General features: G+C 65.1%; 22 protein-coding genes and 2 pseudogenes. 16 read left to right on the top strand and 8 right to left on the bottom strand.

The genetic code is table 11. The annotated features are described in order from the left end of the window. Positions 1-57: 57 nt before the first annotated feature. From ACUCV3_RS15305 to ACUCV3_RS15295, 3 genes are read left to right on the top strand one after another with little or no spacing between them, the layout of a single operon-like run. Positions 58-2,550, top strand: a complete 2,493-nt coding sequence (locus ACUCV3_RS15305; protein WP_482240765.1) for a DNA cytosine methyltransferase — start codon at positions 58-60, stop codon at positions 2,548-2,550. Next, entirely contained in the window at positions 2,547-2,804 is a 258-nt protein-coding gene (locus ACUCV3_RS15300) for a hypothetical protein (protein WP_482240764.1), read from the top strand. The genes ACUCV3_RS15305 and ACUCV3_RS15300 overlap by 4 nt, the downstream gene beginning before the upstream one ends. 21 nt (positions 2,805-2,825) lie before the next feature. Beyond that, on the top strand, positions 2,826-3,320 hold the full coding sequence (locus tag ACUCV3_RS15295) for a hypothetical protein (RefSeq protein ID WP_482240763.1): 495 nt from the start codon (positions 2,826-2,828) through the stop codon (positions 3,318-3,320). On the opposite strand, the gene ACUCV3_RS15290 is transcribed toward ACUCV3_RS15295, so the two are convergent. Beyond that, positions 3,317-3,997: a hypothetical protein gene (locus tag ACUCV3_RS15290; protein WP_482240762.1), complete on the bottom strand. Its 681-nt coding sequence runs from the start codon at positions 3,995-3,997 to the stop codon at positions 3,317-3,319. The two genes, ACUCV3_RS15295 and ACUCV3_RS15290, sit on opposite strands and share 4 nt — an antisense overlap. Positions 3,998-4,164: 167 nt before the next feature. Between ACUCV3_RS15290 and ACUCV3_RS15285 the strand changes: the two genes are divergently transcribed. The 9 genes and pseudogenes from ACUCV3_RS15285 to ACUCV3_RS15245 form a co-directional block, all read left to right on the top strand. Continuing rightward, positions 4,165-4,809 (top strand): hypothetical protein, encoded by a 645-nt coding sequence (locus ACUCV3_RS15285; RefSeq protein WP_482240761.1) that lies wholly within the window; start codon positions 4,165-4,167, stop codon positions 4,807-4,809. 11 nt (positions 4,810-4,820) lie between these two features. Further along, positions 4,821-5,285 (top strand): hypothetical protein, encoded by a 465-nt coding sequence (locus tag ACUCV3_RS15280; RefSeq protein ID WP_482240760.1) that lies wholly within the window; start codon positions 4,821-4,823, stop codon positions 5,283-5,285. Then, entirely contained in the window at positions 5,282-5,743 is a 462-nt protein-coding gene (locus ACUCV3_RS15275; protein ID WP_482240759.1) for a hypothetical protein, read from the top strand. Before ACUCV3_RS15280 ends, ACUCV3_RS15275 begins: the two co-directional genes overlap by 4 nt. Before the next feature lie 2 nt (positions 5,744-5,745). Then, positions 5,746-7,056: a hypothetical protein gene (locus ACUCV3_RS15270; RefSeq protein ID WP_482240758.1), complete on the top strand. Its 1,311-nt coding sequence runs from the start codon at positions 5,746-5,748 to the stop codon at positions 7,054-7,056. Between the two features lie 13 nt (positions 7,057-7,069). Further along, entirely contained in the window at positions 7,070-7,912 is an 843-nt protein-coding gene (locus tag ACUCV3_RS15265) for a Mom family adenine methylcarbamoylation protein (protein ID WP_482240757.1), read from the top strand. Beyond that, entirely contained in the window at positions 7,909-8,106 is a 198-nt protein-coding gene (locus tag ACUCV3_RS15260) for a hypothetical protein (RefSeq protein WP_482240756.1), read from the top strand. Before ACUCV3_RS15265 ends, ACUCV3_RS15260 begins: the two co-directional genes overlap by 4 nt. A gap of 74 nt (positions 8,107-8,180) precedes the next feature. Continuing rightward, positions 8,181-9,392 carry a helicase HerA domain-containing protein gene (locus ACUCV3_RS15255; RefSeq protein ID WP_482240755.1) on the top strand — a complete coding sequence of 404 codons (1,212 nt, stop codon included), beginning with the start codon at positions 8,181-8,183 and terminating at the stop codon, positions 9,390-9,392. Between the two features lies 1 nt (position 9,393). Continuing rightward, positions 9,394-10,797, top strand: coding sequence for a hypothetical protein (locus tag ACUCV3_RS15250; RefSeq protein WP_482240754.1), 1,404 nt, complete (start codon positions 9,394-9,396; stop codon positions 10,795-10,797). Positions 10,798-10,810: 13 nt separating this feature from the next. After that, a pseudogene (locus tag ACUCV3_RS15245) lies at positions 10,811-11,455 on the top strand (hypothetical protein); the annotation flags it as partial. 408 nt (positions 11,456-11,863) lie between these two features. Here ACUCV3_RS15245 and ACUCV3_RS15240 read toward each other — a convergent pair. The 6 genes from ACUCV3_RS15240 to ACUCV3_RS15215 form a co-directional block, all read right to left on the bottom strand. Then, a complete protein-coding gene (locus ACUCV3_RS15240) occupies positions 11,864-12,871 on the bottom strand; it encodes a hypothetical protein (RefSeq protein WP_482240753.1) in 1,008 nt (335 codons plus the stop codon). A gap of 119 nt (positions 12,872-12,990) precedes the next feature. Then, positions 12,991-14,064 carry a hypothetical protein gene (locus tag ACUCV3_RS15235; protein WP_482240752.1) on the bottom strand — a complete coding sequence of 358 codons (1,074 nt, stop codon included), beginning with the start codon at positions 14,062-14,064 and terminating at the stop codon, positions 12,991-12,993. A gap of 647 nt (positions 14,065-14,711) precedes the next feature. Beyond that, complete coding sequence (locus ACUCV3_RS15230; protein ID WP_010409068.1) at positions 14,712-15,080, bottom strand: hypothetical protein; 369 nt, start codon at positions 15,078-15,080, stop codon at positions 14,712-14,714. Then, complete coding sequence (locus ACUCV3_RS15225; protein WP_048939652.1) at positions 15,077-17,185, bottom strand: site-specific integrase; 2,109 nt, start codon at positions 17,183-17,185, stop codon at positions 15,077-15,079. Before ACUCV3_RS15225 ends, ACUCV3_RS15230 begins: the two co-directional genes overlap by 4 nt. 2 nt (positions 17,186-17,187) lie before the next feature. Beyond that, a complete protein-coding gene (locus tag ACUCV3_RS15220) occupies positions 17,188-18,852 on the bottom strand; it encodes a hypothetical protein (protein WP_048939653.1) in 1,665 nt (554 codons plus the stop codon). A gap of 110 nt (positions 18,853-18,962) precedes the next feature. Further along, positions 18,963-20,315, bottom strand: a complete 1,353-nt coding sequence (locus ACUCV3_RS15215) for a tyrosine-type recombinase/integrase (protein WP_037522502.1) — start codon at positions 20,313-20,315, stop codon at positions 18,963-18,965. Positions 20,316-20,499: 184 nt separating this feature from the next. Between ACUCV3_RS15215 and ACUCV3_RS15210 the strand changes: the two are divergent. Together ACUCV3_RS15210 and ACUCV3_RS15205 are read left to right on the top strand one after the other, a co-directional pair. Further along, a pseudogene (locus tag ACUCV3_RS15210) lies at positions 20,500-20,820 on the top strand (hypothetical protein); the annotation flags it as partial. After that, positions 20,817-21,179, top strand: coding sequence for a DUF3768 domain-containing protein (locus ACUCV3_RS15205; RefSeq protein WP_482240751.1), 363 nt, complete (start codon positions 20,817-20,819; stop codon positions 21,177-21,179). The pseudogene ACUCV3_RS15210 and the gene ACUCV3_RS15205, both read left to right, overlap by 4 nt. Positions 21,180-21,195: 16 nt before the next feature. Here the strand turns inward: ACUCV3_RS15205 and ACUCV3_RS15200 are convergent, their stop codons facing one another. After that, positions 21,196-21,915 (bottom strand): CPBP family intramembrane glutamic endopeptidase, encoded by a 720-nt coding sequence (locus ACUCV3_RS15200; protein WP_482240750.1) that lies wholly within the window; start codon positions 21,913-21,915, stop codon positions 21,196-21,198. Between the two features lie 71 nt (positions 21,916-21,986). On the opposite strand from ACUCV3_RS15200, the gene ACUCV3_RS15195 reads away from it, so the two are divergent. Together ACUCV3_RS15195 and ACUCV3_RS15190 are read left to right on the top strand one after the other, a co-directional pair. Next, positions 21,987-22,184, top strand: coding sequence for a hypothetical protein (locus ACUCV3_RS15195; protein ID WP_482240749.1), 198 nt, complete (start codon positions 21,987-21,989; stop codon positions 22,182-22,184). Beyond that, on the top strand, positions 22,181-22,498 hold the full coding sequence (locus ACUCV3_RS15190; RefSeq protein WP_482240748.1) for a hypothetical protein: 318 nt from the start codon (positions 22,181-22,183) through the stop codon (positions 22,496-22,498). Before ACUCV3_RS15195 ends, ACUCV3_RS15190 begins: the two co-directional genes overlap by 4 nt. Positions 22,499-22,520 lie beyond the last annotated feature (22 nt).

The following is a 22,520-nucleotide window of genomic DNA, read 5'->3' as shown; positions in this document are numbered from 1 at the left end:
AAGGGCGACCGAGGAAGCGGGAAGAGCACCCGCGCCGGCCTGCAAAAGGAGACCCCCATGCACTTCTCTCCCGTCACCGAGCGCGTCTTCCGGCACGCACACATGGCCTGCGGCATCGGGTCCGGCGCACGCGGCTTCAACGGCGCGCAGCCCCGCGTCGGCAACCTGCGCGCCCGCTTCGAATGCGCCGGGGGGATCGACGTCGATCCCGGTGCCATCCGCAATTTCGAGCGGCTGACCGGGGTCAAGGGCACCGTCATGGATCTGTTCAACCGCGACCAGTACCGCGCCTTCCACGGTCGCGAGCCCGGTCCCGACTGGCGTGAAGCGGTGCCCTCCGACGTGCGCGCGGTGTTCGGCCGCGTCGACGTCTGCCTGGCGTCGTACCCCTGCAAGGGGTTCAGCTCGCTGCTCTCCCAGGCCGTCAGCCTCACCGCCAAATACCAGGCGCTGAACGCGCTCACCCTGCGCGGCATGTGGCTGACGCTGGAAGCGTACCGCGACGATCCCATCCCGATCATCCTGTTCGAGAACGTCCCCCGCATCGCCACGCGCGGACGCTGGCTGCTCGACCAGATCATCGCGCTCCTCCGAGCGTTCGGTTATTCAGTGGCCGAATCCGTCCACGACTGCGGTCTGATCGGCAATCTCGCGCAGAGCCGGAAACGCTTCCTCCTGATCGCTCGGCACCCCGACAAGGTGCCGCCTTTCATCTACCAGCCCCGGCTCTACCCGCTGCGCGGAGTCGGCGAGGTGATCGGCGAGCTGCCGCTTCCCGGCGATCCGCGCGCCGGTGCGATGCACCGCGTCCCATCGCTGCAGTGGAAGACGTGGGTGCGGCTCGCCTTCGTCGAGGCCGGCTCCGACTGGCGCTCGCTCAACCGGCTGCGCGTCGAGAACGGCGTGCTTGCCGACTTCGGCATCGTGCCGGAACCCGACATGCGCGAGAACGCCTATGGCGTGTGCCGATGGGACGATCGCGGCCCGCTCGTCACCAGTGCGCGCGCGCCGGGGCAGGGCCGCTTCTCCGTCGCCGACCCCCGGCCCTTCACGAGCCGCGAAGGTTCCGGCTTCCTCGGCGTCAACAGCTGGATCGGCCATGTCGGCACGATCAGCAGGCGCGGCGGCCCGACCAACGGCAGCTATGCGATCGCCGACCCCAGGCCGGGCTACGGGCCGGACACCCACACCAATCTCTTGTCCGTCACGCCGTTCGATCAATCGACCCGCGTGGTCAGCGGCGCGGTTCATGTCGCCGGCGGAGCGCTCAGCGTCGCCGACCCGCGATATGGCGAGAAGCGCGATGCGACCCTCGGCGTCGTCTCCTGGTCGATGACCACCGGAGTCGTGCAGGGCAAGAGCGGCCCGACCAACGGCGCGTTCTCGATCGCGGACCCACGCCCGAGCTACGGCCCTGACACCCATCGCCACGTCCTCGGCGTCCGGTCCTGGACGGCCGCCAGCGGTGTCGTGACCGGCAACCCCAAGCCGACCGGAGGGGCGCACTGCGTCGCAGATCCGCGCATCGACGGCCATCCATCGAGCGTCCAGTGCGGCGTGCGCGAATGGGGCCAGCCGACCGGCGTCGTCACCGGGAATATGTGGGTCGGCTCAGGCCCGAACGCGATCGCGGACCCGCGCATCCCCGGCAAGCCGCGCTTCAACAACACCTTCCGCATCATCCCGTTCGACGGGGCGGCCGCGGCCGTCGCCGGCCTCGGCGGACCTGGAGGCGGTCTCGCCGTCGCCGACCCGCGCGCTCCGAAGGGGCGACACGTCAACGGCAAGTACCGCGTGACGGGTTATCGCTCGGCCGCGAACGCCGTCATCGGCGCCAGCACCACCGGCATGGGTGCCTTTGTCGTCGCAGACCCGAAATATGCCGGCGTCTCGCTCGGCGCGCACGCCAACAAGATGCGCGTCGTCTCGGCCGCCGCAGCCTGCCCGACCGTAACGGGCTCCGACAGGGTCGGATCGGGCGCGCTGTCCGTGGCTGACCCGAGGCCGACGTGCCTCATGCGCGCCGACCGCGACAAATACCTCACCCAGGGCCACTACGGCGTGGTCGACTGGACCGGATCGACGGGCGCGGTGCCGGCCTCCGCCAAGGACAATTCCGGCCCATGGTCGATCGCCGACCCGCGCAAGCCGATCCTCGACGAGGCCCCGGTCGCCCTTCCGCAACCCGATGACCGGCTTGTCGCGCGCATCATCGCGATGGACCAGACCTGGCACCGACCCTTCACGACGCTCGAGCTCGCTGCCCTGCAGGCCATCGTCTCCGCAAAGGATTTCTTCGATCTGCTCGGAGGCTCCGACGCGCAGCGACGCGAATGGATCGGCAACGCCATCCCGGCCGACTCCGCCCGCGGCATGGCCGAGACGATCGGCGAAACGCTGCTCCTGGCCGGAACGGGCAAGACCTTCACCCTCTCGGCCCGCGAGATCTGGGTCAAGCCCGGCGCGCTCGCGCTCACGATCGACACTCGCCAGCCCGCGTTCGAGCTGGACGGCTTCGACACCAGCGCGCTTTCAGGCACGCTCCAGTGACCGCGCGCAGCAATCGAGCCGAGGTCCGCAACCCGGTGCTGACCCTGCCTGCCGTGCAGGCGTTGCGCCGCCTCGACCCCGAGGCCCGCGACGCGCTGCGCCGCCTGCTCCTCGAGATCCGGGACGACGCGCGCATCCGGGCCGACAAGAGCTGGCACCACCGCAAGCCACCCGTCGCGGCCTATTGGGCTGCCTGCGCCGTCTACGCCGGCCACATCGCCCGCAGCATCGGCCCGGCGCCCCGCCGGCGCTGACCCACTCATCAGGAGACCAGCATGAACATTGAACTGCGGAAGCTCCGCATCGTCGCCGCCCTGTCGGAAGAGACCGCCTGCTACACCGCCGAGATCTGGATCGACGGCGTCAAGGCGTTCGCCGCAAGCAATCGCGGACATGGCGGCGCCGACGACTACCACCAGCTCGGCTCGATCACCGAGGCCGAGGTCAACGAATGGCTTCGGGCGAACCGAACCGCCAAGGTCTTCCACGGCCTCACCCTCGAGCCGAGCCTCGAGCACGAGGTCGCGCACCTGATGGACGTCGTCGAACAGGCCAAGGTGCTCAAGCGCAAGCTGCGCACCAACATCGTCACGATCGAGGAGGGAACGGTCTACACCTATCCCCTGAAGAGCCGACCACCCGCGGCGGTCATCGCCGCCATCCGCAGGTCCAAGCCTGCCGTCGAGATCGTCAACGAGGCCGGCGAGCCGGGCATCGCCAAGGCCGTCGACCTGCTCCTCGCGCAGGACGACGCCGCCGAGGCCAGCTAGGGAGCGACCAGGCGCACCCTGCCGGCGCACTGGCACTGGCTCACCACCCCGAACTGGCTCTCGGGATAGACCGCGCAACCGAGCGACGCGAGAACGTGCAACACCTCGGTCGAGATCGCCGCCGCGTCCCGGCTCACTGCCGGTCCCCAAGGTGCCGACGGCGATACCGGCCGCGTGCCGTCGTCCGTGCAGCGCATCAGCGTGTCGCCCACGATCGAGAACTGCTCCGGCGCGATCCGCAGCGTTGCCCCGATGATCGCGTCGATAGACGCATCGCCCCGCTGACGCGCGGCGAACGCGCGATGCGCGCCTTCCAGCACGATGAAATGATCCGGCAGATCGGGCACGATCACCCGGTTAACCCGGATCGGCCCCGCCGCGATCTCGCGCTGCCGTAACTGGGCAGCCCTGATCGTGCGCTCGCGGTTCCAGGGCTGGGCCAGGACGAACTTCGCGTCGATCGACACCGGATCGGTCCGCAGGGGCACGATCCTCTCAACGACCAACGCTTGCAGCGCCTCCGCGACGACGGGAACGTGAAACGGCCCGACTACGGTGAAGATGCCCGTAGCGGCCGGGCCACTACTTCGGGGCGTGTCACCATCTGCCGTGATACCGGGCAAGCGGAGGTCGACGACGCCCCCTTGCCAACATGACATCAGGCTGATCGCGGCCAATCTTCCCCCCTGAAATACGAACCGAAACGGATGTAACTTCTTAACGCGCGTCAATCCACTGACAATGCCGTCATCCCCTGTCCATCCGCCACGGTTCCCCGACACCGTGCCAAAAGGGGAGGGGGGCTGAGCCGATCGAGCTCGTGAGGAGCTCGAGGAGCTTGGCCATGACCTACGACGTTGCCTTTCGCCACCAGCAGGCGCTCGACCCCAGCGCCCTGACCACGATCACGACGGCGCTGCACGCGATACAGGCGGCGATCACAGACTGCCGCAATGCGGGCAAGGATGTCGAGACGGATTCGTCGGTGATCCTGCTCGCCCGGCATCTCGCCGGCGTCACCGCAGACCGCGCGGACGACGGCGCACTCCGCCAGCGCTGCATGAGCGAGATCGCCGAACTGCGGCGTTTCCCTGCCCTGCGGACCCTGGCTTACCGCGGCGTCGCCTATGACGAAGCCGCGAAGCGCGTGTTCCACGCCGAAGGCCGCACCGCGATGCGCCGTCTCGCCGATGCCCTCTGCCTCAACGACGGGGACTACGACATCCGGTCCAACAAGGCCGGTCCCGCCGTCTCGGGCGAGATCACGCTCCATGGCGAGGAGGTCTGGGTCCAGCTCTCGCTGAGCGCGCTCGGACCGGACAACGAGATCATCTACCGCCGCGTCCGCGGCCGCGCCGACCACCTCGGCGATCGCAACCGGCGTGCCTCGATCCGCGACCTGCTCGCACCCGACAAGTTTGCGGCACGCATCCGCTCCGAACTCGCCCTGACGCCCGCGGCCATCGAGCCGACGCGCCTTTTCGCCTGACGGAGGCCGCCATGCAGATCGTCTGCACGCGCACCCGCTCCGCGGGGACCGAACCCCTGTACCAATACATGCTCCTCGTTCCGTTCGACCAGCTCTCCTACGAACGACAGGACCGCATCCATTACCGGACCGACTTCGGCGGCAAGCGCCATGGGTGCCCCCACGCCCGCCTGCCCGAAGTGATCGCGCCGATCGATTACCTCCGGCTCCCGCCCGGGCTCGAGAAGCAGCGGCAAGGCGGCGAGATCTACCGGATCGGCCGCCGCATCGAGGCACTCATCGTCGCCGGCCTCTATCCGGAGATCGTCTACCCCATCCTCCCGCCGCTGTTCCGCGCTCTCGAGGAACTCGACGACGCGCAGATCTTCACGCGAACCGACGATCTCACCGGCCGCTACGCCGAGCTTGCAGCACGCATCGACACACTGACCGCCGCAGAACTCGGTCTCGACCAGGTGCGGAGGGCCGCGGCATGACCACGCCCGACGACAAGGCACGGATCACCGCAGACTTCTGCGAAATGACACGGCTGCTCCGCCAGATCGACCCACCCGAGCAACATCGCTGGCAAGTCGATCCGCTCGCACTGCACTGGAATCGCGGCGACACGATCGCGTCCGTCGCGCACGGTGCTCCGATCACGCTGCGCCGCTTCCCCCGCAACGACGACAGCGCCGGCCAGCTTTACGTCGAGCTTCGGCTGTTCTGGCGCATCGCGTCCGGCCCCGACGCCGAGGGCGCTGCGCTGCGCGCCATGCTCCGCGCAGAACACGGCCGCCAGGTCGGCCACCAGGCCACGTCGCTCCTCGACGCCCGTCTCCTCCAACTCGCCGGCGATGACCCGGCCATGCTCTACGCGCGCGCCGCGCCCCACATCGATCGCGCTCTCACGCGCTACCGCGCGGCCGAGAGCCGTCGTTTCAGCCGAGACTGACCATGGACGATCGCTTCGACCCAAGCGACGCCGCGACCTGGGTCGCGCGCGGTCGCTCGCCCGAACACGCCGAAGCCCTCGCGCAGGCGTGGCGTGACTTTCCCGACCTTCCGCCGGACGCCCCGCTGGATGCCCGCATGGCCCAGACCCGCGCCCGCGTCGGCGCAATGCGCCCGGTCAACGATGCCATCCAAGCCGCCTCGGAAGCCGAACGGCAGCGCTGCAACTTCGCTCATGTCGCCGCCAAGGCCGCGAGCGGATCGATAACCGACGGCGATCTGGCGATCCTGCGCGGTCGCGATGCCTACGACTACGACTGGGACACTGCCGTCTGCTATAGCCGAGGCTGGTATGCCGCGCATGCCGGTTGGACCTATGGCGGGCCGGACATCGACCGCAGGAGGCCCGAGCATCGCGCCGCCTATGATCGCGGCTTCTCCGATGGAGGAGGCGACACCGCCGACCTGTTCGATGCCGCGCGCCGCAGCAACGTCGCCGCCGAACGCTCGAGCAACCAGCCGAGACCGAGCGCGCCCGCGCCTTTCGCACGGCCGCTGCCGAGCAGCTGGCCCAAGCCGTCCGATGACCCGCGCCCAGCGCGCTGGAAGCGCCGCCTTCTGATCCTCGCCGACGATCCAGCCCTCGCCAACGGGCCGGTCCTCGCACTGGTCGACCAAATCCGCGCGCGCCCAGAGGCCGAGGACCTCAACATCATCCTGCTGCGCGACGCCGACGGCTTCGCCACACCCGACAACGCGGTGACATCTACTGCATTGACGGCAAGGCGATACGAGCTGCTTGCGCAGGACGCGTGCCAGGCTACGCGACTGCAGCAACTCGTCGCAGGGCTGACGTTAGACGACATCCTGATCGCCGCTCCGGACGGGGCCATGGCCGTCTTCGACGCCCACGCCTCCGCTTTGCCGCTCTGCCGGACAATGGAGCGGACCCGGAATACGATCCTGCAGCAGCGCGCGCACCTACGCACCTGGCTCGACCGAGCCGCCACCGGCGACGGCAATGTCGGCGCCGGGCACATCCGCTGGAGCAAGCTCGCCAAGGGCCTGAGCGGAAAACTCGGCGAGTTCTCGGTCCGCTATATCGGCAAGGCCGAGGACGGCCGGGGCCACGTCATCCTTGTCGAAACATCGGGAACGCCGGCCACGGGTTTCGTGACCGCGGACGGCCGCTCACTCGATCCCCGCATCAGCTTCGGCAACAAGGCGCACACACGTCAGGAGATGGCGGCCGCGCTGCGCGCCTTCGGCGGCGCCACGCCGCTCGCGCCGATTCCCTTCGCCACTGCCGCCTGACGGGACGCCCACCATGCACACCAGCCGTAGCCAGCGCTGGCGCGAACGCCGGGCGCTCTGGACCGACGACGACACCGTCATCGATCCGCGCGCCTATCGCGTCGAGCCGATCGCGCACGACGTCGCCAGCCGTTTCATCAGCACGCATCACTACCTGCCCAACTATCCCGCCGCGCAGCTCGCCGTAGGACTGTTCGGACCTGGCGCGACGCTCGCCGGCGTTGCGGTCTTCGCCCGCCCCGCGGTCGATGCGGTCATCACCGCACACACGGGGTTCACGGACCCGGCCAAGGGCACCGTCCTCGCCCGTCTCCTGCTGCTCGACCGAGTGCCCCAGAACGGCGAGAGCTTCTTCGTCGCGCGCGCTTTCGCCGCGCTGCGCCGCGAACGCCCGACGATCGAGGCCGTCGTCTCCTACAGCGATCCGCAGGCGGGACACATCGGCCGCGTCTATGCCGCTCTCAGCGGCGCGCACCGCGGCGTCACCAAGCCACGGATCGTTCTCCGACTGAACGGCACCACCATCTCCGGCCGGACGCTGTCGAAAATCCGAACAGGCGAACGCGGCGCGAGCGGTGGGATCGATCAACTCGTTCGCCTCGGGGCACCCAGGCCCGGCCTCCACGAGACGTCGGCAGCGTGGCTTACGCGTCTCCAGCATGACCGCGTCCTCCTGCGTCACCGGCAGGACGGGCTCTATGCCTATTGCTTCGAGCTGACACGCAACGCCCGCCGCGAGGGCCGCGGCCTGCCCCGGCTACCCTATCCCAAGATCTTGGCGGCGGCTCACCCGCTCCTCCCGATGTTCCCGGACCCGGGCGCAACGACTACCATCGCCGAAAGCATCGCGGCATGAAGCTCGACCTCATGGCGCTGCTCGCGCCCGCCAGGCCCGACCCCGAGTGGGAAGCCGAAAAACTCGGTTGGCGCTGCTTCGTGTTCGGCAACGACCGAAGCACCTACCGCCGCGGCTCGCGCCTGCAGGCTGCATGGCAGCGCGGCTACGACGCCGCCGCGCGATCCGAACACCCCGACCTTCACATGCTCTGAGACCCCAAGGCCGAGGAAAGGGGGATCGGAGCAGCGGGCTCGCCGGGAGTCCGAGCCTGCCAAGGAGCCTCGCCATGGCCACCGTCCTTACTCTTCCCACCCAGGAACCCGACAACCGCGTGCCGATCGGGAGCCACTCCACCGGCACGCTCAGCCTCGATCTCGACCGCCTGCTGGCGGGCCGCCTCCTGATCCAGGGCAGCTCCGGTGCCGGCAAGAGCCGCACCCTGCGCCGCATCATTGAGGAAGCCTTCGACTTCGTGACGACGATGATCGTCGATCCCGAGGGCGAGTTCGGCAATCTTGCCGAACATATCGGCGCCACCACGCTCCGGGCCGCCGAGCTCACTGCAGATGGGCTCACCGCCGCCGCGACACGCGGCCGTCGCCACCGGCTTCCGCTCCACCTCGACCTCACCGACCTCGATCCCGACCAGCGCATCATCAAGGCCGCAGCATTTTTCGCCGGCCTGATCGGTGCCCCGCGCGAGGACTGGGCACACACCGTTCTCGTCTGCATCGACGAGGGCCACCTCCTCGCGCCGCATCACGCCGGCTCGGCGCGCGACGCCGAGACCCGCCGGCTCGGCGTTGCCACCCTGACCGATCTCGCCGCCCGAGGCCGGAAACGCGGCATCGCGCCGATCATCGCCACCCAGCGGCTTGCCAAGCTGTCGTCGTCGGTCGTGTCAGAGCTGCAGAACTTCCTAGTCGGCCTCAACGTGTTCGACCGCGACATCGCGCGCGCCGCCGACCTGCTCGGCTTCTCCGCCAAGGACGCCGACCAGCTGCGCAAGCTCGCGCCCGGCGAGTTCTTCGCGATGGGTCCGGCGCTCGCACCCCTCCCACTTCTCGCCAAGATCGATCCTACGATCACCGAGCACCTCGGAGCGACACCCGAACTGAAGGGCGCGGCCGACGTCGACGGCGAGGAAGCCGCGCGCCTGCTCGACCTCGCAGCCCTGAAGGAGGTGCAGTCGGGCGCCCGCGATTCCAGCCTGACCATGAAAGGCCTGCGCGCGCTCGACGCCTTCCTGCTCGAACCTGCAGCACCGACCGCTACCGCCATCGTCGGCGTCCTGCGCCGGATCGCGCCGAACGCCACCACCGCCGCGGATCTCGCCTCGCATCTCGGTGCGGATCGCGAGGCCGTGGACGCGGGCCTGGACATCCTCGCCGCCCTGTCGGCGGTCGACACCATGCCACGCGGCGACGACCGCATCGCCCGCCTGCATGCCCGCCTCCGCGCGAAGATCAGCGACGTCGCCGTCGTGGGGCTGGCGTGACATGCTCGACCTGGAAGCCACCATCGTCGAACTGGAGCCGTGCCCGAGGCCCAGGATCGCTGCCGCGCCCCTCCGGGAGATCGCCTACCGCGCGAACGCGTGGACGCCCGCCGAGATCGAGCGTCTCGTCGCCCTGTTCCGGCAGGACGTCTCGATCGACGACATCGCCGCCACCATCGGCCGCGGCCGTGCCGGCGTCGCCGACAAGGTCGCGACCCTCGGCCTCCGCCGCAACTCCGCGAGGCCGTGGACCGACCTCGAAGACGACGAGCTGCGCCGCCGCTATGGCGGCGAGGCGACCGCGACCCTAGCACTCGACTTCGGCCGATCCTGCAGCGCGGTCTACGCCCGCGCCGGGTGCCTCGGGCTCACCGAGGGCAACGCCCCGGAATGGACCGCGTGGGAGGACGCGCAGCTACGCGCCGGCTACGCCCGCAGCGTTCCGCTGCTCCAGCTCGCCGCCCTGATCGGTCGACCGCTGAGCGGTCTCTCGGGCCGCGCGGGTATGCTCGGCATCACCCACGCGAGCCACCCACCGGACTGGAGCGAGGCCGAAATGAGCCGCGCGCTCGACCTTGCGACGCAAGGCTACCGCTACACGCAGATCATCACGATGATGGCGGCGGAGGGCTACCCTGCGCGATCCCTGTCCGGCTTCGGGCAGATCATCCGCAAGCTCGGCTATGGCCGGGGCTGGGGCCGCGCCTGGACGCCCGACGAGGATGCGCTGCTGCGCAATGCCTATGAGGCGGCATCAAGCCTCACGCCGCTCCGCGCGCGTCTCGGCCGCACCGCCTGTTCGCTTCGCTGGCGCGCCGAATATCTCGGCCTGCGCGGCACGCACGCCAACCGCAATGGATGGCGAATGGGACCGGACTGGACCGAGGCCCAGGAAGCGCTCCTCCGCGAGCACTATGGGAAGATGCCCAACCACGCGCTCGCCGCCCAACTCGGGCGGACCAAGGCCGCAATGTTCAGCCGCGCCAACCTGCTCGGGCTCGTCCACGGCTACATCCGCCCGTTCAGCGCCGACGAAACGCGGGCGCTCGATCTCGCCTTCCGACACGGAGTCGCAATCGCCGACCTTGCCACTGCACTTGAACGCAAGGCTTGCTCGGTCAGCAAATATGCGACGAACCACGGCATCCGCTTCGGCCGCCGACCGCTCCGCTCGCCCGCACCGACCCTCGCCGACATCCTGGCGCTCGACGCGCCAACGGAGAGGGGAGGGGGCGCGGGCTTGGTCGATCATGTGATCGACTCGAGCCCGGAGCGCCCCCATGCCGACGACCAGCACGACGCCCGCGATGCGCGCCGTGAACGGCGCGCTCGCCGCCTCGGCCGCGGACGCCCGAACCGACCCGAGGCCCGGCGCCAGGAACGACGGCTGCGGCGCCGCCCGTAGCCCCGACATCATCATGGTGGCCGCACCGCCGCCGGTCGTGCTCGCCTACGGCGTCGGCGTCGACAGCACAGCGCTGCTGATCGAGAAGGTCGCCCGCGGCGAAGCCCCGGACCTGGTGCTGACGGCTGATACGGGCGTCGAGAAGCCCGAGACTTATGCCTATCTCGACGTGATCGGTCCGTGGCTCCGCTCCCACGGCATCCGGCACGAAATCGTCTCCTACACGCCCAAGCGCTTCAAGCACTGGCCGCCCTACTACTCACTGCTCGAAATGGCGCTGACCAACGCCACCCTCCCCAGCAAATCGCTCGGTGGGTCGAGCTGCAGCCTCAAATACAAGAAAGCGCCACAGGACGCCTTTCTGCGGACCTGGCAGCCCGCAATCGACGCGTGGGCACGCGGCCAGCGCGTCATCCGCCTGATCGGCTTCGATGCCGGGAAGCGCGACACGATCCGCTACTCGCACGCCGCCACGATCGACGATCCACTCTACGAATGCCAGTACCCGTTGCGCGAATGGGGCTGGGATCGGGACGACTGCGCCCGCCGGATCGAGGCCGAAGGCCTCCCGGTGCCGCCGAAGTCGAGCTGCTGGCTGTTATGTTTGCAGATGGTGTCTCGTCTCACCGCAACCCTTTATTTATGGGCTACAAAATTATCCGCCGTTTGAGACGATCCGAGGCCATTGAAGCGCTCGGGACAGTTGCAAAGCGCTACTGCACTTTGCAACTGTCCCGAGCGCAACCGCCGAAGGCGGTGCGACTCGTCGCGGCGGCATCCGGAATGACTTTGCTGAGCGGAAGAAACTGACTTGCCATTGCCCGTCGGGACTTGCTGATGCGGCCTTGATCGTTGCGCCGACAGATTGGGAAATGTCTGTTACGCGCCCAAGTTGGTCGTACGGCTCGCGTCTTCCTGCGCTGTTGAGCCGAACGACAGCTATGACGTGGTCTGGGACCTTCCTGCCGACTGATGCCCCAATTGGGAACGTCTGGTTATGTTAACACCGGTCATTCGCGGATTCGCTTAAACCCCTTCTCCCAGGCTCGACGTCGAACGAGCCTCCTCAAACGCCGAAGAAGGAGCACGGCATCGATGGGGCGAGAAAGGTGAGCGGGTTGGACGAGCCGATCACGTATTCGGGCCAACGATCCACGAGATCAGCGGGCGGACGAAGTGGCGAGCGGCGACAGGCGCCCACCGCCGCGTCATACCATGACTGAACGATCTCCTTGATCGTCGTCTCTCCGAGGATGGCAGGCACGGTGAAGCGGACCGAGTGATCGAGGTCGTCGAGGCAGAGATGGACGAGGTGATGGTGCTGGCTGCGTGTCCGCTCCAGAAGGTAGGGCAGATCGAAAGTCCGGCCGTCTTGGGCGAACATGTAGAAATCATAGAGGTGCCCCGGCTTTCCCGCTTCAAGCGGCTCCCGACACCATGGCCTTCGCTGTGATCGGACGCTCAATCCCACGACCAACGATTTGTCGCGGAAGCCCACCTGAGCCCATGTCTTCTCCTCCACCTCGACCCACGGGAGGGGATCGAACGGAAGGAAGTGCTTGGCGATCGGGTCGCTCTCCTGCGGGATGACCGCGTTCATGTCGTTGTAGCTGGTGCAGAACGTCCAAAAGCCTTTGTCGATGTCGCGGAGGAATTGCTTGAGGCGCGGAAGGTCATCGACATGGCCAACCCGGAAGTGGGCCACCCGATGGCGAATCTGCGCCACTTCCCTGAGCTTCGCATCCCAGAGATCCTTCGGCGGCAGATAGACCGAGAAGTAATCCCAATAGCTCGAGATGAGTCCGGTCAGTTTGCTGAGCAGGGCGTAGCTCAGCGCATTCATCTCGGGCGTCGGCATATGGGTCAGGGACTTGTCGGCGGCGAACGAATTGGAGCTGGGGCTCAGGTCTTTCGCCCAATCGTCACCGAGCAAAGCTCGCAGCTCGACATAGACCATGGTCCGCAGCCAGGTTTCGAGCTGCCACAAGCGAGAATAGGTATTGAGGACGTGAACCGGGACCTCCGTCACCTGCTCAAAGCCGCTCTGTTCTTTCGTATCGTTGCGCTCGGACACGCGCGCAGAACAACGTGGCACCATGTCGAAGTCAAGCCGAGACTGGTGGGGCAGGCGCTCTCATGCGGTTTGCGGTTATAATTGGTTTTCGTGGCGCGCCCGAAGATACTCCGGAGGCATCAGCTGCCAGCGTCCTGATCGGCCGCAGGCGGAATGAATTTGCCATCCATCGTGAGGAATCTGACGTATCCAGTTTCGATAGCGGCAGCGACTGTCCTAGGGTCGCGCGTGCCGTTCACGCTTATGACACGAGCGTCCACGAAGTTTCGGACTGCGAACAGCAGCGCATGACCGAAACCTTCCGGATCGAATTCCTTGAGCTTGAGCGGAGGCCGAATGCCAGCGATCATGACGGTGGTCTTGTCGTGGACCAATGTCATGAACGTCGGTCGGCTGATCAGATTGCGGTTGGCGACCGCGAACATCGCCCCAACCTCGCGCAGTTGCAGTTCCGAAATCGGTCCCTCGATAAGGTCCAGACGCTCGGACCACGCGCTTTCCGCAGCGGTGGAATCGTTCAAGGTAGCGACGATGCCGATCCGGCCGAGCCGACAGATCAGCGTCTGGTCGAAGGTGAAGTCTAGATAATCATAGCCATCGCTCATAAGCGCGCCGTCGACCTCGAAGATCTGTAACGAGCCGATCGCTTCCGGCATCAGGCTTGCCTTAGTGAATGGCGATCTCGCGACGGCATGCAGGTGGTGCATGTCGCCCCAGTCGTAGATGTCTCCGATCACCTCGTGGCCAAGCCGACGATCCTTGTAAATCCTTACGGTGCGGTCCTTGAGGTGGACCTTGAAGAACAGCAGCGACAACCAGGTGAACAGGAGGCTAAGGTTCGCCTCGTCGAGGCGCTGCACCACATCCTCGAACTTCCCGTCCAGCAATTGGGACACTGGCGTTTCTACTTGCACCCCTAGAAGGCTGTTGCATTCGACGCAGCACGGAACCGTATAGCTGCGATAATGACGATGCTCGCCAGTGGGCAGTATGACCGTCTTGTCGAAAAGGTTGTAGCGCTTCAGCAGCCAACGCGGGACGATGTGCTCGTCGTTGAATTGCTTGTCGTGCGGGAAGGCCCCGCAGATCAAACAGCCATTACCCATGACGATGTCATCAATGAAGCGCTGGCAGCTGAACAGAAGTATGCGGCCGTCGCGAGCGACGATCGTCTGGTCGAGCTGATCACTCACGATCGGCTTTCATTTCAACCAACGTTCCTCCTTCTTTCGCCAGCGCAGACGCGCCTAGCCGCGTGCTAATGAGCCGCTCTTATTGCAAGGGCGCGCCCCAAGCGAGCTGACCACACTAGCATGCACACTGATATATGCCCGCGTCTCATTCTGCATAAAATGGCAGCTTTCGGGCAGATCTGGAGGGATGGTGAACGACCGGCATGGGGCGCAAAGCTGACCGGTTGGTTTGCGCGATCTGAATGTCTGGTTTTAGCAAGATCCGTCGCTCACATTGACAACGCCGAATGTCTTTAGTTGGTCGGTTGCCGACTCCGAACGACCGTCAGCTATCCACGCATCCCGGCTCCGAACCGGACAGTCGCCTACCGGCCAATCGCGGTCATTTACATGCGAGATACCCATTCAAGCTGCTGGTCGCAGGCGGGCCGTTGATTGAGGGAATTCTTCGTCGAGTGATGGGCCCAACCAAAATCCATCAAGCGTTGTGCAGGGGAGGATCAGTGCTGCGCAAGCGGGGAGGGTTTTACACTGAACCTGCCTTCAATGCGTAGCCCGCCCGTGGCGGTCTCGCGTCGCCATGTAGCGTAGAGCGAATTGAGCGTGCAACGTGGCGTCGATTGTAATGTCCTCAGGACTTGCTCGCATCATGAGTCGGCCGGCCGTGGTTTTGGCAGCATTGAGCGCAATTGCCGGAGTTCCGCGTCTTTGGCTTCCAACGCAGCCTCCAGCATGATGATACGATTGAGCAACTGGTTGATCACGTTTCGCAGCTCGGCCTTGCCGCTCGTGCTTTGTGGTTTAGCCTTCGGCGGCTTCGGAGCTTCATCGAACAAAGCGAGAAGTTTGGAGCATCGATAGGCCGTCGCTCGACTGACCCCCGCCTCGCGCGCAACATTGGTTATGCTCAGCTTGCCATTCGTCGCGGTGCCTTTGCCGTCGCGCAAGCGGTTATAGGCGTCAAGCAGCGCGACGGTGGCTTGCGATTTCCGGGGAGGGTTCGCTTTCGTCGTCATCGTTCGACCTGTTCCAGCAACTGCCTGTAAATATCGATCTGTGCCTCAATGGCGTGTTTCTGGATCGGGCTGATGTTCTTGCCATTTTTCATGGTCTCGGCATCTGCGATGCATGATTGCAGAGCCAGCACATGCCGCCTCGCCACCACGCTGTTCGGACAACGAGCAGGCTGGCACCTCGTAAATGCCGGCTGCGCCTCAGCTCCTTTCACCTTCAAGCAGAGGGCGTGGTCGGCATAGAAGAAGCAGTCGTTGATATAACCCGGATGAAGCGTGACGGCGGTGTTCGAGAGCATTTTTGCGCGGCGCCGATCATCAACGACCGTGCCGGGCAGATCTCCGATCTTGTTTCTGATGCTTGTAAATTCGGCGACGAGTTTCGATCGCATGGGGCCGCCTGGATTGATCCCTGCCTTCCAGTCCTCGTACATCTCGACGATATCGCTGAGCTGAGCGAGGCGACGTTCCTCTTCGATCTCCGAACGGAAGCCGGATTGGGAAGTGCCCGCATAGCCTTCGAACATCATGGCGCTCGCGTGCCCATATTGTATCATGCCCGCGATCACGCCGAAGGGCTGACTGGCGATGTACCATGCAAGGGTGCGGCGGAGCTGACGCGTGCGCCACCGCCAGGGTTCATCACCCTCGTCCGGGATATGATAAAGTGCCAGTATGCGGTCGGCTTCGGCGGGCGCCGCCGCTGCCATTTCTTCGGCGAGCCGGCGACACTCTTTGGCAAAGTAATTCAGGTATACGGTCGATTGATGCGCCGTAAGCTGGACATTGCCCACCCCCCGAATCAAGGCCGGTTTGAACAGGGGCTCATCATCTCGCGGCGCTTCCGTTCGATCGGCGCTGTTGTGTAGATAGTCCTGCAACCGTATTGCTGCCAATACGGCCCTGGCAACAGGCTCTATCACGGTCCAGCGATGTTCAGCGCCGTCGACGTTTTTACGGGTTTTGAAGATTCTTCCGACGAGTTCGTAGCCCTTAACCTTCCCATGTTCGTCGCGCATGAGTCTGAGGCAACCACGCTTGAGCGCGGCCGCTTCCTCGCCGCGCATTCCTGATAATAGGCCGATTACGAGATAGCACGCGGCTATCGCCGGTATGAAGGTATAACGGCTGCTGAAGCTGGGAAGATGCGACCGCCACGCAATGTTTGTTCCTGGCATGCTGGCCCAACCACTGCTTGCGCCTGGGCGCTCGGTTCCGAGTTGCGAGATTGCCTTCTCGAGCATAGCTGAGCGTGCCTTCAGCACTGCCACGCCGAGGCCGCTGGCCTTGCAGATTTCTGGCCACGCGGGTCGACCATCTTGGGTCGCCGGTACTCCAGAGCCCGATGCTTCAAGCGCATCCAAATAAGCGCGCAGGCGCTGGTCGCTTAGTTTCGGTGACACTCTCTGCCGACGCGCGGCGATGTTGATGCCAGCTATACGATGTCGGGCGATAAGATCGTCGATCCCATGATGGACGTAGAACATGGCCCACCGCAACGCCGGCGCGCTAATGGCTTCCGGTATTCGCGGTGTGACATTTTCTCGGCCACCCCGGTATCCCGCGATCCTAGTCGCTGAACGGTTACCCCAAGGAGCTATCTCGATTCCCCGGAACGACAGGGAGGGCGTATAGAGCGCAAGTCGCCGTACGCAGAGGATCTTGTAGACAAGAGTTGCCGGTGCGAGGTGCCGCTTCGCGGACAGCCACTGATCCAGCCAAGGCTGATCGATCTCGTGGAGTCGAAGTCCGGCTTCCCGCACTTCTTGTAGAAAATGCCGGATTATATTGCCGACCTGCATCAGCGAACCAGGTTTCAGGACGCCGAGGCGGCCGCGCACATTGTCTCGGGAGTCGTAGTTTAAAGACAGGAACAGGTATTCTCGTATGAGCTCCCGCTCATCAGCATCGGCGATCCGACCGAAGCAGATACAGGCTTCATGGGCCTTTGTCGGCCGCGCGATGGCACATTCGAGCAGCCACTTATCGTCCCCGACCAGAGAGATATTCTGCTGCTCACGGCCACTCACGACCATCTGGGGCGGAATCACCAATGCCGAACGGTCAATCCGCCAAGATGCTTCGGCACGTTCCAGAACCCGACGCATGTTCAGCCCCGCTGAAGATGTGGCGGCAGCGCTGGCGCCACAGCGGCATTTTCCGCCGTGGACCGAGCCTGTTCGATATCGCCAGCGTCGAACACGGGGAGTATCTGTACCATAATTCGATTATGGTCGGCGCTGTAGCGCTCGTGCCACTCCGCTTCCGTCATGACGGCGCGCCGTTCAGCTAGCCATGTCAGATAGGTCAGCAATGCAGGCAGTTTTCGTGCGGTGAACACTGCATTCGAGCAATGGAGGCAGCCGGTGAACGCGGTGGCGCAGGAGCCGTTGTCGTTCCGCCCAAGAGGGCTCGACCAAAAGCCGGAACACATGCCAAGGAACGTATCGGCATCGCCTGAGACCAACGACGCGACCGCGCCTGCGTCGAGCTTTTGGTTTCCGATCGAGAGGCCGGATGCGAGCGCGCTGACTTCCTCCTTCGGTGGCAGGACCAACGGCATCATCGCCATGTCGAACAGTTGACCTTCAGCGACCGCTACCGAGCGTGCATGCTCTTCTCGAAGCCCGTCCACCGCGGCATAATGCCGAGCGGCAACTGGCTTCGAGTGATCGCTCGCGAAGCGCCGAAGGTGGCCTGTGTGGCGCAAGTAATTGTCCCGCTTCACCGTCTTCCTTAGCCGGGCGGGAACGATCTTGGTTATCGGCTTGCCCGCTTCGTCGACGAGCCCAAGGCTCCTGATCGCGGCATAGAAGTTGTGGGTAGAAAGGCTGAACCGCCGCCAGCTCGGCAGTCCGGCTGCAACGAAGCCCACCCACAGGTAATCCGCATTCGGGTCCCCTCGATCGGCCATTCGCTCGGCGGCGGGTCGGGATAGTTCGAGGGCAAGGCGAACGAGTCCGCCGGGCGTATTAATTCCACCATCACGCACGCGTTCGCGCTTGATCTTCGCGCGGGGGCCGCCTCGTCCCTTTGTGTATTCAATGGAGACGTACCCTCTCGCGGGGTTCTTCAGGCAGTCGCGCCGCAGGGTCCGCAGGCATTCTATCGGCATTTCGACCCGGAGCGCGATGGCGATGATGAAGCAGATCGCATCAGGCAGGGTCAGAACGAGAAGATCGCTGGCCGCGGCGATGGCAACCTTGCGATATTTGAACATGTCGAACTCGCTTCGAGCGGGGCGCGTGCCGTCGGCGACCCTCAGGAACACATTCTCAAAGCGGCTCCTCTCCGGCTTGTTTCGCAAAGCTTCGATCTGCTCGCGGCCCGACAAGATCCTTTCGCGTGTAGCTACCACGCTGCGATCAGCGGCGTCTTTCAGGACGCGAGCGACGAACGGTGTCAACGGTTCGCGGGGCCGTAATGCCGTTCCGTTGTGCCGGCTCGTGAAGTTGATCCGCGCCTTCAGATCCGGACGAAGCAGATCAGGGTTTCGTTCGTCTATCGCGCGAAGGCCGTGAACAAGGCAACGGAACCGGGAGTATTGACCCCGAACGTCGCAGGCATCGATGTCAGCGGCCGTGATCACGCGAAGCCCCCCGTTGAGGCGCCCGCTGGAGGACAGATGTTTCCCGAGCGGGATCCAGCTCTGTCGATACTGTTCGACACTCGGGACGGCCAGGCCGGCGAACAGCTCGTTCATCATCGGCCCAAGGTACAAGGCAAGATCGCGACCCAGGCCTTCGTTCCCCACCTCGTGCAGCAACCAGGTCATTTCGCGCCCGACACCGTCACGATGATGATAGGCTACGATCGCGTCGGCTCGCGGCTCCTCATCCTGCTGCGGAGGTAAATCGCGGAACGAGAGGCGAGGGCGACCCACTGCTAGAAGAAGCCCATCAGACGAGAGTCCAGCGCCTCGGCCGCCTGATCTACGATTTCGAAGGCTTCATCGAGGTAGGTGAGATATTTTTCAGTGGTCAGGACGCTGGCGTGACCCAGCCATCGCTGGACCCGGCGCAAGGGGTCGCTGACAACCTTCATGTAGATTTCCTCGGTTCGATCCGGGACAGATCGATCGTCGAGCCTCATCACTTCCGCTTTGACGAGGTGTGTAAGCCAGTAGACGGCAAAGGTATGCCGGAGGGTATGGGGCGATACGTGTAGGTCCCAGCCCATGTCCTCCGACAACTTCTTGCTGGTACGCCGGAATATCGACTGCCATGCCGCGGGGGTGAGGGCTTGGCCGTCCTGCGCCAGCCACAATGCTGCCGGCTGCGCACTTTCCAATGGTGCGCCCGATCCGGGCAGCAATAGGAGGTTGCGTCGTTCGTCGATGCGCAGAGTCGCCAGTGATCGAGGGCGCCGCTCGCCCTTGATCAAAACGCGTTGCCCGCCTGCAAGCGTGCCGATGAGCGGCTGCCGCATGGTCCGGACCCCACCCGCGCGTCGCCAGCGATCGACCAACTGGCTCCGCTCCTCGCGAATATAAGCGTCGATGAAGTTACTGGCTACCCGCCTCGGGAACGGCACTGATCGAGGTTTGCGCCCTTTGGTGATTCTGGCGGGCAGGTCGATCATGGTGCTGCGACAGCCGTGAAAGACGCGGGCGTTCGTCGTCGGAAGCTCACCGATCAGAAGGCTTGCGCCTTCTTCGAGCCTAACCCCTGTCGTCACAAGCAGCTCGGCGAACGCGGCATCGCGCATCGGATTCCGCCGGTGAGTGATGCCGTTCGCGTAACCCCCACCGAGCAGGCCTTGGTCTCGGAACAGAACGTAATCCTCGAGCGGGATCATGCGGATCGTATCTTCGGCAACCGCGCCATCACGGCGGAATCTGGTTTTCGGCGCAACTGATATCAGTCCTGCGTCCTCGCTGGCGGCCCATTGATAGAACCGCGTTAGCGCCGCAGAGGTGCGCTTCCAAGACGATCCCGATAGTCGGAGCTCGCCCGGCCCTTCGAGCCGAAGGCTGCGATATTTCCCTACGTCGGCACTCGATGCGTCGAGTAACGACTTTGAACGCGCATCCCGCAGGTAACGGGCAAAGACCTGAAGATCTCGAGCATAGTGGCCTGCGCTGGCAAGGGACACGCCATCGGATCGCAGGAACGTGATGAACGAATTGACTTCTACAACGGGGCTTCCGTCGGAATGAAGGAGAGAAGGGAGATTTGTTTCGGGTAAGTATTTGATTGCGTCCTGCTTTATGGAGTCATCAAGCGCAGGCCGGATCATCGTCCCATCAAGAAGTATAGGCTCGACGCCGAGCCAAGGATCGAACGGGAAAAGATGCACTGAACCCTCGACATGACACTGGGCGTTTCCATTTTATTGCCCCGACCCGATCGATAATGGGACAATATCCTTATCCCGTCAAAGGGAATGGATCGTCTCAATGGCGACATAATGGTTCTGCATCGGCATGACGCCCGAGGAGGTCCGCGCGCTCCCGACCTGGTGCCTTCGCCTGATCGTGCTGGTCGAGGCCCGCGCTGCGCCGCGGCTCCGGACCGTCGAAGGCCTCTGGCGCAAGACCACCCGCGCGCGCCCCGGCCGTATGAGCGACTTCATCCGCTGGGAGAGACTGCTCCCCGCGGCCGAGATCGACGCGATCGAGCGCGACGCTCCGCTCGACCTGATCCGATTCCAGGACGTCGCCGCCTCCATCCCCCTCGAGGAGCGCCCGACGATGCGGGACTGGCTCGACCGCTTCAACGCAGGCCTGAAGGAGGCAGCATGATGGCTACTCTCGCACCGTCGATCACCCGCATCGTCGAACTCAACGATCGCTGCCGCATGGGCCTCGACCGCTCGGCGCGCATCGTTGCCACTCGCGACTGCCTCGCCACCATCGCCAAGGGCGACCGGAACATCGACCTCGTAATCGCCCAGGCCCGTCTCCTGAAGGCGGTGCGCGATTTCCGCTTTGCCCTAGACGACCGCACCGAGCACGATTTCGGCGCGCTGGACCTCGACGGCGAGCGCATCTTCTTCAAGATCGACTATTACGACGCCGCTCTGGAATACGGCTCGGAAGATCCGTCGGACGCCTCGATCACCACCCGCGTCCTGACCATCATGCTCGCCCGCGACTATTAGGCCGGAGGCCGCGACCTCAGGCCGCCGCGAGAGACAGATACCAGAGCCCGAACGCATTGCTCGCCGCATGGACGACGAACCCAGGCAGCAACGAGTTGGTCCGCAAAGCGCACCATCCCGTGCCGAGGCCCAGGCAGAACGCGGCAACGAGGTTCGACGGCTCGAAGTGAAGCACGAACATGAACAGCAGCGCCGATACCAGCACCGCGGCGAAGGCGGGCATGCGCTCGCGCAGCGCGCCCAGCAGATAGCCACGATAGAGCAGCTCCTCGATCGCCGGGGCGACCAGCACCGTCGCCACGACCAGCGCGATCGAGGATGCCCCGCCCGAGGCCGCGAGCGCCTCTCCGATCGCCACCTTCTCAGCCGCGCCCATCTGCCAGACGGTGTTGCCCTGCAGCGCCATGATCCCGAGCGGGATCTGGCTGATCGCCAATGCACCGACCATCGTCAGAATGGTCGCTGCGTTCACTCGCGGCAGCACCGCCAAGACGCGCGCCCGACGATCGACCGTGGTGACGTCACGGCGCACGAGGGAAATCACGATAACTGCCGCGGTGACGATCGTCGCGGCGATCAGATCGGGCGACGCCGGCGAAATACCGAGCACCGGCCCCACGACATAGTGGATCACGGTCAACGCCGCGACGTGCAGGGCGAGAAGCCCTGCGACCATCCAACCGGAGAACAGCTTCGCCCGCCCCGCGGATGGGGCGTCCATCGCATCGGTCGCCATGTCGACCTCCTCAGATGCGCAGCCTATCACCGGCAGGCGCATCGGCAACCCATTGTCAGAAGGAGCAGCCCATGTCCGCGATACGACCCGCAACCGAGCAGGACGCGACCGCGATCCTGACCTTGATCGACTGCCTGCGCGAAGCCCGCAATCTCTTGCGCCAGGCCGGTGCCTCCAAGGCCGCACGCGCGGTCGCCACGGCCATGAAGAGCGCCGAGGGTGCCGAGCGAGACGTTCGCCATCGTATTCGCCGGACCCAGCACGCATGAGCCGCCACGTCCTTCAGCCCCGCGCTGACCGCCCCGACGTCGCCGAGGCGACGATCGGATGGGACCGCCCACTGGCGACCTTCTTCTTCCAGGCGTTCGCCCCCCAGGTGGACGGCGAGGACCGCATCATCGAATGGTGCGGGACCGAACCGGGCGAACTTCCCACCCCCGAGGCCGCGATCGCGATTGCGTCGGCCTTTGCCATCGTCCCTAACGAGCTGGCGGCAACCCTGCATGCCGACCGCGCCGCAACTTCCGACCAGGTCGACAGCCCTTGGCAGACCCGGCTGAAGCGACGGCTCTTCGGCGACTGAGACCCTCCGGAGCGACGACCAC

This window comes from Sphingobium sp. VMM (genome assembly GCF_056790315.1).
The sequence above is the reverse complement of the archived record's forward strand: the minus strand, read 5'-3'. Positions and strand labels throughout refer to the sequence as shown.